This window comes from Pseudomonas sp. Gutcm_11s, assembly GCF_028649395.1.
Classification (GTDB): Bacteria; Pseudomonadota; Gammaproteobacteria; order Pseudomonadales; family Pseudomonadaceae; genus Aquipseudomonas.
Window position 1 is genome coordinate 89,222 of record NZ_JAQSUW010000015.1, and the last position, 8,942, is coordinate 98,163.

General features: G+C 67.1%; 12 protein-coding genes. 4 read left to right on the top strand and 8 right to left on the bottom strand.

Features of this window, described 5'->3' with window-relative positions:
* Nucleotides 1–324 carry a low molecular weight protein tyrosine phosphatase family protein gene (locus PTT45_RS15355; protein ID WP_273814395.1) on the top strand — a complete coding sequence of 108 codons (324 nt, stop codon included), beginning with the start codon at nucleotides 1–3 and terminating at the stop codon, nucleotides 322–324.
* Nucleotides 325–370: 46 nt separating this feature from the next.
* On the opposite strand, the gene PTT45_RS15360 is transcribed toward PTT45_RS15355, so the two are convergent.
* From PTT45_RS15360 to PTT45_RS15370, 3 genes are read right to left on the bottom strand one after another with little or no spacing between them, the layout of a single operon-like run.
* The gene (locus tag PTT45_RS15360; protein ID WP_273814396.1) at nucleotides 371–925 is read right to left on the bottom strand and encodes a peptidylprolyl isomerase; all 555 of its coding nucleotides are present in this window, start codon (nucleotides 923–925) and stop codon (nucleotides 371–373) included.
* Entirely contained in the window at nucleotides 919–1,746 is an 828-nt protein-coding gene (locus PTT45_RS15365) for an alpha/beta fold hydrolase (RefSeq protein ID WP_273814397.1), read from the bottom strand. The genes PTT45_RS15360 and PTT45_RS15365 overlap by 7 nt, the downstream gene beginning before the upstream one ends.
* Before the next feature lie 10 nt (nucleotides 1,747–1,756).
* Nucleotides 1,757–2,683: a LysR family transcriptional regulator gene (locus PTT45_RS15370; RefSeq protein WP_273814398.1), complete on the bottom strand. Its 927-nt coding sequence runs from the start codon at nucleotides 2,681–2,683 to the stop codon at nucleotides 1,757–1,759.
* A gap of 49 nt (nucleotides 2,684–2,732) precedes the next feature.
* Between PTT45_RS15370 and PTT45_RS15375 the strand changes: the two genes are divergently transcribed.
* The gene (locus tag PTT45_RS15375; RefSeq protein ID WP_273814400.1) at nucleotides 2,733–3,047 is read left to right on the top strand and encodes a 3-phosphoglycerate kinase; all 315 of its coding nucleotides are present in this window, start codon (nucleotides 2,733–2,735) and stop codon (nucleotides 3,045–3,047) included.
* Between the two features lie 130 nt (nucleotides 3,048–3,177).
* Nucleotides 3,178–3,777, top strand: coding sequence for an FMN-dependent NADH-azoreductase (locus tag PTT45_RS15380; protein ID WP_273814401.1), 600 nt, complete (start codon nucleotides 3,178–3,180; stop codon nucleotides 3,775–3,777).
* Between the two features lie 112 nt (nucleotides 3,778–3,889).
* Here PTT45_RS15380 and PTT45_RS15385 read toward each other — a convergent pair whose 3' ends face one another.
* Entirely contained in the window at nucleotides 3,890–4,516 is a 627-nt protein-coding gene (locus tag PTT45_RS15385) for a LysE family translocator (RefSeq protein ID WP_273814403.1), read from the bottom strand.
* A 69-nt stretch (nucleotides 4,517–4,585) separates the two neighbouring features.
* Complete coding sequence (locus PTT45_RS15390) at nucleotides 4,586–5,431, bottom strand: helix-turn-helix domain-containing protein (RefSeq protein WP_273814404.1); 846 nt, start codon at nucleotides 5,429–5,431, stop codon at nucleotides 4,586–4,588.
* A gap of 179 nt (nucleotides 5,432–5,610) precedes the next feature.
* Here PTT45_RS15390 and rarD point away from each other — a divergent pair, with 179 nt between their 5' ends.
* On the top strand, nucleotides 5,611–6,507 hold the full coding sequence (gene rarD, locus PTT45_RS15395) for an EamA family transporter RarD (RefSeq protein ID WP_273814406.1): 897 nt from the start codon (nucleotides 5,611–5,613) through the stop codon (nucleotides 6,505–6,507).
* Here the strand turns inward: rarD and PTT45_RS15400 are convergent.
* From PTT45_RS15400 to PTT45_RS15410, 3 genes are all read right to left on the bottom strand, one after another.
* Nucleotides 6,504–7,043, bottom strand: a complete 540-nt coding sequence (locus PTT45_RS15400; RefSeq protein ID WP_273814407.1) for a dihydrofolate reductase family protein — start codon at nucleotides 7,041–7,043, stop codon at nucleotides 6,504–6,506. The genes rarD and PTT45_RS15400 overlap by 4 nt on opposite strands.
* Before the next feature lie 19 nt (nucleotides 7,044–7,062).
* Nucleotides 7,063–7,461 (bottom strand): anti-virulence regulator CigR family protein, encoded by a 399-nt coding sequence (locus PTT45_RS15405; protein ID WP_273814409.1) that lies wholly within the window; start codon nucleotides 7,459–7,461, stop codon nucleotides 7,063–7,065.
* A gap of 85 nt (nucleotides 7,462–7,546) precedes the next feature.
* Entirely contained in the window at nucleotides 7,547–8,938 is a 1,392-nt protein-coding gene (locus PTT45_RS15410) for an efflux transporter outer membrane subunit (protein ID WP_273814411.1), read from the bottom strand.
* Nucleotides 8,939–8,942: the final 4 nt, after the last annotated feature.

The following is an 8,942-nucleotide window of genomic DNA, read 5'->3' on the forward strand; positions in this document are numbered from 1 at the left end:
ATGCCGCGCGCCCTGTTCATCTGCAGTCGCAACCGCCTGCGCAGCCCCACGGCGGAGCAGATCTTTGCCGCCTGGCCCGGGGTGGAAAGCGATTCGGCCGGGCTGGCGCCGGATGCCGAGGTGCAGTTGTGCGCCGAGCAGGTCGAGTGGGCCGAGCTGATCTTCGTCATGGAACGGGTCCACCAGCGTCGCCTGCAGCAGCGCTTTGGCGCGTTGCTCAAGGGGCGGCGGGTGATCTGCCTGGCGATTGCCGATGACTACCAGTTCATGCAGCCGGAGCTGATCGAACTGCTGGAGCGCAAGGCGGGCGCCTATCTGCGCTGAGGGAGAGGGTGCAGCCGCCGCAGCGGCTGCACCGATAGAGCAGTAGTTACAGCTTCTTCGCGGTGAGGATCAGCACCGGCTCGACCGGTACGTTCTGGTGCATGCCACGGTTGCTGGTGCGCACGCCGGCGATGCGGTCGACCACATCCATGCCGCGCACCACCTTGCCGAACACCGCGTAGCCGAAGTCACGGCCGCCGTGGTTGAGGAAGTCATTGTTCTTGTGGTTGATGAAGAACTGGCTGGTGGCCGAATCGACTACCTGGGTGCGGGCCATGGCGATGGTGCCGCGGTCGTTGCGCAGGCCGTTGTCGGCTTCGTTCTTGATCGGCTTGAAGGTGTCCTTCTCGCGCATGTTGGCATCGAAGCCGCCGCCCTGGACCATGAAGTTGGGGATGACGCGGTGGAACTGGGTGCCGTTGTAGAAGCCGGCGTCGACGTAGCCGAGGAAGTTCTGCGTGCTGATCGGCGCCTTCTCGGCGTTCAGTTCGATCTCGATGTCGCCGTAGCTGGTGGTCAGCAGCACGTGCGGGTTCTCCGCGGCCAGCAGGCTGGTGCTCAGCAGCAGGCCACAGGCGGAGAGGAGGAGTTGCTTCAGCATGATTGCGGGTCCTTGTTTTCTTGTTGCGGTTGAGACGGTGCGACCTGGGCGAGAAATTCGTCCAGGACGGCATTGAATCGTTCGGGCTGGTCCATCGGCGTGGCATGGCGCGAGCGCTCGATCACCACCAGGCGGGCGTCGGGCAGCTCGCGGACATAGGCTTCCTTGAGCGCCACCGGCGTGTAGTCGCGGTCGGCGGTGACCACCAGGGTAGGACAGGTGATGGCCGGCAGGCGTTCGCGCACGCTCCAGCCGATGATCGCATCCAGGCTGCTGAGGTAGGCGTGCTTGTCGTTCTGCGGCCAGCGTTGTTCGACCTTGGCCCGCAGCTCTGCCTGTTCCGGGCGTGGGAAGAGCACACGGGCCAGGCCCTTGGCGATGGCGTCCATGCTCAGCAGGCGCGACAGGCTCCAGCGCTTGGCCAGCATCCACCAGTCGCCAGCGCTCTTGGCGCGTACCTCGGGGCCACTGTTGACGATGGTCAGGCTGCGCAGCAGCTGCGGGCGATCGACGCCGAGCTGGAAGCCGACCATGCCGCCCATGGAGATACCGACCAGATGCACCTGGCTCAGGCCCAGGTGCTCGATCAGTGCGGCCACGTCGGCGGCGAAGCCGGCCATGCTGTAGCGCTCGCGCGGCTTGCCGGAGCGGCCGTGGCCGCGCAGGTCGATGGCCAGTACGCGGTGCTTCTGCAGCAGGTGGGGAATCTGGAACTCCCAGTCCTGGATGCTCGAGCCCAGGCCGTGGACCAGCAGCACCGCCTCGCCGTGGCCACGGTCTTCGTAGTGCAGCTGGCAGCCGGCGTGTTCGAAGTAGGACATGGCGCGGTCCTCAGGCCTGGGGCAGCGGGGCGGCGAAGGGCGCACCCAGCGGCGCGCCATCGAAGTTCTTGATCAGTTCGATGAGGATCTGCGTGGCCGGGCCGAGTGCCTTGTCCTTGTTCGCATACAGATAGAAGCGCGGCATGCGCGTGCCGCCCTGTTCCATCGGCAGTGGCTTGAGCAAACCTTCTTCCAGCTCGCGGGCGATCAGGTGGCGCGGCAGCCAGGCGAAGCCCAGGCCGCTGGAGACGAAGGTGCGCGCGGTAGGCAGGCTGCCCACCGTCCAGCGCTGTTCGGCGCCGAGCCAGCCGGCATCGCGGGGCTGCACGCGGCCGCTGTCGCGCGTCACCACCTGCATCTGGCCTTCCAGGTCCTGGAAGGTAACGCTGCGCTGCAGGCGATGCAGCGGGTGCTCCGGGTGCGCCACGGCGAGAAACTCGATCTCGCCCAGTTCGATGGGCAGGTAACCGGTGATGTTGAGGGCGCTGATGGCCAGGTCGGCGGAGCCCTCGGTGAGCACCTCCTCGACGCCTGACAGCACTTCCTCGCGCAAACGCACGCGGCAACCGCGGCTCTGCGGCATGAAGGCGGAGAGGGTGCGCACGATGTTGGCGGTGGGGTAGGCGGCGTCCACTACCAGGCGCACCTCGGCTTCCCAGCCCTGTTCCATGTGGTGGGCCAGTTCCTCCAGCTGGCTGGCCTGCTTGACCAGTTGCCGCGAGCGGCGCAGCAGCACCTCGCCAGCTTCGGTCAGCACCGCCTTGCGCCCGTCGATGCGTAGCAGCGGCGCACCCAGCTGCTCCTGCATGCGCGCCACCGTGTAGCTCACCGACGACTGCGAACGGTGCATGGCCTCGGCGGCCTGGGCGAAGCCGCCATGGTCGACCACCGCCTGCAGGGTTCGCCATTGTTCCAGGGTGACACGGGGCGCTTTCATCGCCGCTTCCTCTTCTCTAATCTGGGCACCCCCTAACAAGGAGATACCGATGAAAAATTGCTGCCTGGCCCTGCTCGCGCTGTTGCCGCTGACCGCCTTCGCCTATCCGACCGAGCTGAAGAAGCAGATGAATGGCGCCGAGGTGTCGGCCACCGTCCAGGAGATCGACAGCAATATCGGTGGCGCCACGCTGTACAACTACGGTGAAGCAGACGCCAAGTGCAAGGCGGTGTTCCGCAACGGCCCAGAGGCTCCGCGTACGCGCTCGGCCGAACTGAAGGCCGGCGATACCAGCAACATGACCGTGCGCTTCGCCCGCAACATCATCAAGCTGCGCGTGGACGTTACCTGCGAGCCGAAGTGAGCCTAGAGGCGGCCTTGCTATAAATCAACTTTATTGATTGTTTATAGCGGATATTTGCGCTTTTTTATCTTATTGGCTGACCATAATCTGCACCCCATCGAAGCCAAACAACCCCGATGGAGTTAGCCAAATGTCCCGCATCCTCGTTATCGAAAGCAGCGCCCGCCAGGAAGGTTCCGTATCCCGTCAGCTGACCGCCGACTTCATCGCCCAATGGCAAGCCGCCCACCCGCAAGACCAAGTGAGCGTTCGTGACCTGGCCAAGCAGCCGGTGCCGCACCTGGACGAAACCCTGCTCGCCGGCTGGATGAAGCCCGCCGACCAGCAGAGCGATGCCGAGAAGGCCGCCGCTGCCCGTTCCAACCAGCTGACCGATGAAGTCCTGGCTGCCGACGTGCTGGTGCTGGCTGCGCCGATGTACAACTTCGCCATCCCCAGCACCCTGAAAGCCTGGCTGGACCACGTGCTGCGTGCCGGCGTCACCTTCAAGTACACCGAGACCGGCCCGCAGGGCCTGCTCACCGGCAAGCGTGCCTACGTACTGACCGCTCGTGGCGGCATCTACGCCGGTAGCGGCCTGGACCACCAGGAGCCCTACCTGCGTCAGGCGCTGGCCTTCATCGGTATCCACGACGTGCAGTTCATCCACGCCGAGGGCCTGAACATGGGCGCCGAGTTCCTCGAGCAGGGCCTGGCCAAGGCTCGCGAGCAACTGGCTCAGGTCGCCTGATTCACCGACTCTCCCCTGGGGCCGATCTCCTCGGCCCGTCCACCGGCTCGCATGGGTGCTCCTCCCGGCGGGCCGGTTTTTTATTGCCCGCGAAAAATACTCGGGGTACTGCTCAGCGCAGCCAGAGCAGGCCCAGCACACCCAGCGCGAGCAGGATCAGGGCGACGCCCGAGAGGCGCTCCAGCCACGGCAGGGCGCGGGTGAAGCGTGCCAGCACGGCCTGGTTGCCGATCAGCAGCGCCACCAGCACATCCCACAGCAGTACCACGGCGAACATCCAGACGCCGTACAGGGTCTTCCAGAACGCGCTGGTGTGCGGCGGCGTCAGCATCGCCGCCAGGCTGACGTAGAACAGTGCGTTCTTCGGATTGAGGATGCCGGACAGAAAACCCATGCCTGCGGCGCGCCACCAGGCGTCGATCTGCGGTGCCGTGCTGGTGGCGGCGACGGCGAGTGGCGTGCTGCCGGCATGGCGCAGAAACAGCACGCCGAGGTACAGCAAGTAGGCGCAGCCGGCCAGCTGCAGGGCTACGAACAGCTCGCTGCCGGGCTGCAGCGCCGCCGTGCCGGCGAAGGCGGCGACGATGAATAGCGCGTTGGCCAGCGCGATGCCCAGGCAGGCACCGCTGGCCACCCGCCAGCCGGCAGCCAGCGAGGTGCGCGCGATAAGGAAGAAGTCGGGACCGGGAGACAGCAACGCCAGGAAGTGCGCGGCGGCGATGAAGAGAAACTGTTGCATGGCGACTCGCTCGAATTTTTCGCAGCGTGTCAGCCGGGGCCCTGCCGGGTATTGAAGAAAATTGCAGGCCTAGACGCGGAAGCGTCCGGGAGTGATGCCGGTGTATGCCTTGAACACCCGTTGGAAGTGCGCCTGGTCGGCGAAGCCCAGGCCGTAGGCCACATCCGCCAGGCTCGCGCCGGCCAGCAGCTGCTCCTTGGCCAGGTTGATGCACAGGTTGAGCTGCCAGGCATGCGGCGTCATGCCGGTGGCGGCGCGGAAGGTGCGGATCAACTGGTAGCGGCTCATCTCGCTCAGCTGCGCCAGTTCGTGCAGCGGGACATCGGCGGCCGGCGAGCGCTGCAGCCGCTCGAACGCCGGCTGCAGGCGTTCAGCCTGAGCGGCGTCGGGGCCGGGCACCTCGATGCCACGAGCCGGCCTGGCGTCGCAGTCACCGATGAACTCGATCAGCGCGGCCTCCTTGTCCACTGCGGCGGCGTCGGAGAAGAGCAGGGCGTTGAGCTGACAGAAGCGCGCATAGAGCGCGGGCTCATCGACTATCCGCACGGGTTCGTCGGCCGCCACCGAGCCCAGCGCCGACTCATGGCGCAGCGCGTGCAGCCAGGCGGCATCCAGGTGCAGCATCTGGTAGCTCCAGGCCGTCCCGCTCGCCGGGTTGCAGGAGTGCACGCGCTCCGCCGGCACCAGTACCAGCATGCCGGGGTGCAGGGCCACGGGCTGGTCGCCGGCGCCGCTGAACAGGCTGCGCCCCTCGTCTACCGCGCCGATGGAGAACGTCGGGTGGCTGTGTGGCTTGTAGCAGGCACGGCTGTGGCAGGCGCGGCGGCTCTCCACCTGCGGCAGGGCCGGGTCACGCCAGAACTCCTCGAGCGTTGTGGCGGCTGGCGGTGGCGATGGCTCGGAAGGGTAAGGCACGCTGGACTCGCCGATGGGCTGGCACGGGGCTGCGAGTCTAAGGTGTTTTCGGCGGTGCGCAGAAGCGTGACGGCGGTCGGGGATGAAGTGTATGGCCAGTATTTCTGCTTTCTGTGTTTGAAATATTGAACGGCATGTGCTGCCATAGCGCACCTTGAATCGGTGGGTCGGAGGCGAAAGTGCAGTTGTCGGGTCGTGGTGTGGCGCTGTCGGTGGCGGCGTCGGTGATGTTCGTCCTGATTCCCGGCTATGTGCGCGAGCTGGCGCCGCTGGATGGCCTGCAGGTATTCGCCCAGCGCATCCTCTGGTCGATTCCGGCGGTACTGTTGCTGGTGGCCCTGGCGCGCCAGTGGGGCGTACTCGGCGCCGCCTTCCAGCGCCTGAGCCGCGAGCCCTTGTTGTTGCTGGCGCTGCCGGTGGCGGCGGCGCTGATGGGCGTGCAGTGGTACCTGTTCGTCTGGGCACCGTTGGCCGGGCGCATGCTCGACGTCTCGCTCGGTTACTTCCTGCTGCCGCTGGCCATGGTTCTGGCCGGCCGGTTGTTCTACGGCGAGCGCCTGCGCCCGCTGCAAAGCATCGCTGTGGCTTGCGCGCTGGTCGGCGTGGCCCATGAGCTGTGGCTGACCCGCGCCTTCTCCTGGATCACCCTGGTCGCCGCGTTGGGCTACCCGCCGTACTTCATGCTGCGCCGCTGGATGAAGCTGGATGCCCTGTCCGGCTTCGTGCTGGAGATGTTGGTGCTGGCGCCGCTGGCCATCTGGCTGATCCATGCCTACGGCCCGGTGGCGGTGTTCACCCAGGCGCCGCAGCTGTGGTGGCTGTTGCCGGGCCTGGGCCTGCTCAGCGCCCTGGCGTTCGGCGCCATGATGGCGGCCAGCCGCCTGCTGCCGCTGGGGCTGTTCGGCATTCTCAGCTACGTGGAGCCGGTACTGCTGTTCGGCGTGGTGGTGCTGTTCCTCGGCGAGAGCTTCGCCCCGCAACAGCTGTGGACCTATGCGCCGATCTGGCTGGCGGTACTGCTCACCGGCTGGGACAGCGCGCGCCTGCTGCGCAAGCAGGCGCGGCGGCAGAGCTAGGCGTCCTCTGCGAGGACTCGGTAATGCAGCTGCATCACGCCGTTGCTGAAACGGTGTTGCCCGCATAGCAGCAGGCGCCGTTCCAGGCCCGTGGCGAACAGCGGTACGCCGGCGCCCAGCAGGTAGGGGATGAGGCTGACCACCAGCTCGTCGAGCAGGCCGGCGGCCAGGCAGTTGCCGGCCAGGGTGCCGCCGCCGACCAGCCAGATCCGTTGGCAGCCGCGGGCGGCAAGCTCATCGAGGGCCTCGGCCGGGGTGCAGTGGCGGCCTTCGACATCCGTTGGCGGGTGCTCCAGCGGATTGCGCGCGAGCACCACGCAGGGCTTGCCGGCATAGGGCCAGGCGCCGCCCTGGTGCCTGATCACGTCATAGGTGGCGCGGCCCATCAGCAGGCCGTCGATGCCGTCGTAGAAGCGCGTGTAGCCGTGCTCGTCGCCTGATGGCTCGGGGCCGTACTGCCAGTCTTCCAGGCCATCCGGGCGGGCAATGTAGCCGTCCAGGCTGGCGGCGACGTTGTAGATCAATGCTGGTTTCATCGGCCCCCCGCAGTGGCTGTCAGTCGAGCACGTTATCGATGATTTCGTAGATCAGGCCGCTGGCCAGGGCGACCAGCACCACGTCGGTACCGACCTGGCGCCATTCGTAGCCGTCGTAATGCGGTAGCTGGCCGAGCAGGCGGTTGTCGAAGCGCTTGGCGATGCCCGGCGGCAGCGGCTTGCCGCGCGCCAGGTTCTTGCGGATGCCCGGCGGCAGCGAGTCCGCCGGGCCGATCAGGTTGCGGTTCTCGCCGAGTACCACGCGCACCCTGCCGATATCGATGCTCGGTCCACGCAGGTCGACGGTGACGTCCGGGTCGCCGCCATGTTTGTCGTGCTTGTCGTGCTTGGGCGCGGCACTCAGCGAGTGCGCGGGCAGGATCAGCAGACCGGCGAGGGCGAGAGGCAGGATGCGCATGGTCAACTCCTGAGACTGTACGAGTTTGGAGCCGCTCAGCTAGTTGTAGTTCCCGTTGCGCTTGCCTGCCGCCCGCCTGCATCGATCAGGCCTGGGGCGTGCCTGCGGTGGGCGAGCTGCCGCCCAGTGCCTGGCTCAGGTTGATGTAGTTGAGTAGCTGGTTGAGGTGGTTCTCCGACAGGGTGATCTCGGCGCTGCGCCGGGTTTCCTGGGCGGTCAGCCACGACTGCAGCGTCTCGGCGCCGGACTGGTAGCGGATGCGATAGATGCGCTCGGCCTCCTGCGCCGCATCCAGGGCGCGGCTGCGCATGCCTTCCTGCTCGGCGTAATGGCGGCGGCCGGCGAGGTTGTTTTCCACATCTGCCAGGGCCTCGTACAGGGTCTGGCGGAAGCTGGTCACGGCCAGCTCGTAGTCTGTCTTCGACACGTCGATGTCTAGCTGCATCTGCCGGTACTGCAGGAAGGGTAGGGTGAGGCCGGCACCCAGGGCGCCGACCGGGTTCTTCAGCAGCTCGCCCAATGCGGTGCTGGAGTAGCCCAGCGTTCCGGTCAGGCTGAGGTCCGGGTAGTAGCTGGCACGTGTGGCGTCGACGCTCTTCAGGTTGCTGCGCAGGCGCAGTTCGGCGGCGCGCAGGTCCGGTCGCTGTCCCAACAGCGCGGCGGGCAGGCCGGCATCTACGGCCGGCAGGGTGCTGTGCAGCAGGCTCTGCGGTTCTTCCATTTCTACCGGTGCGACGCCGTCGAACAGCACCGCCAGGGCGTTGCGCTGCTCCACGCGCTGCTGGCGCAGGTCGACTTCGGCGGCCAACTGGCTCTCCAGGCTCTGCTGTGCCTCGGCCAGCTCCAGCGAGGAGGCCTGCCCGGCGTTGTACTGCACCTGCACCAGGGCCAGGGTCTGCCGCGCATAGTCGATGCTGGCGTTGGCCGCGGCGAGGCGCTCGTTGAGATAGGCGATCTGCCAATACAGGGTGGCGACGGTGCCGATCAGCGACAGGCGCGTGGCGGCGTAGTCCTGCTCGGTGGCCAGGGCCTCCAGCTCGGCAGCCTCGGTGGCGCTGCCGAGGCGGTTCCACAGGTCGGCCTCCCAGCCCACCGAGCCGCTCAGCGCGTAGCTGTGCGAGGTACTGCCACCACCGCCGAGGTCGCGGCTGCGTCCGGCGTCGAAGCCGGCGGAGGGCTGTGGCCACTGCGCCTCGCGGGCCAGGCCGGCCTGCAGGCGGGCGCGGCGGATATTGAGCAGGGCGCTGCCGAGGTCGTTGTTCTTCGCCAGCGCCTGTTCCACCAGGCTATCGAGCTGGGCATCGCCGAAGGCCTTCCACCAGTCGGCCTGGCTGCCGGCCTGGCGTTCGGCCTGCTGCTGCCAGTCGGCCGGTACCTGCACGGCGGGTTGCTGGTAGGGCGTTTCGATCAGCGAGCCGCAGCCGCCGAGGGTGATCGCCAGGGCCAGGAGGAGGGGTGTTGCGGGAAAACGGTTCACTTGC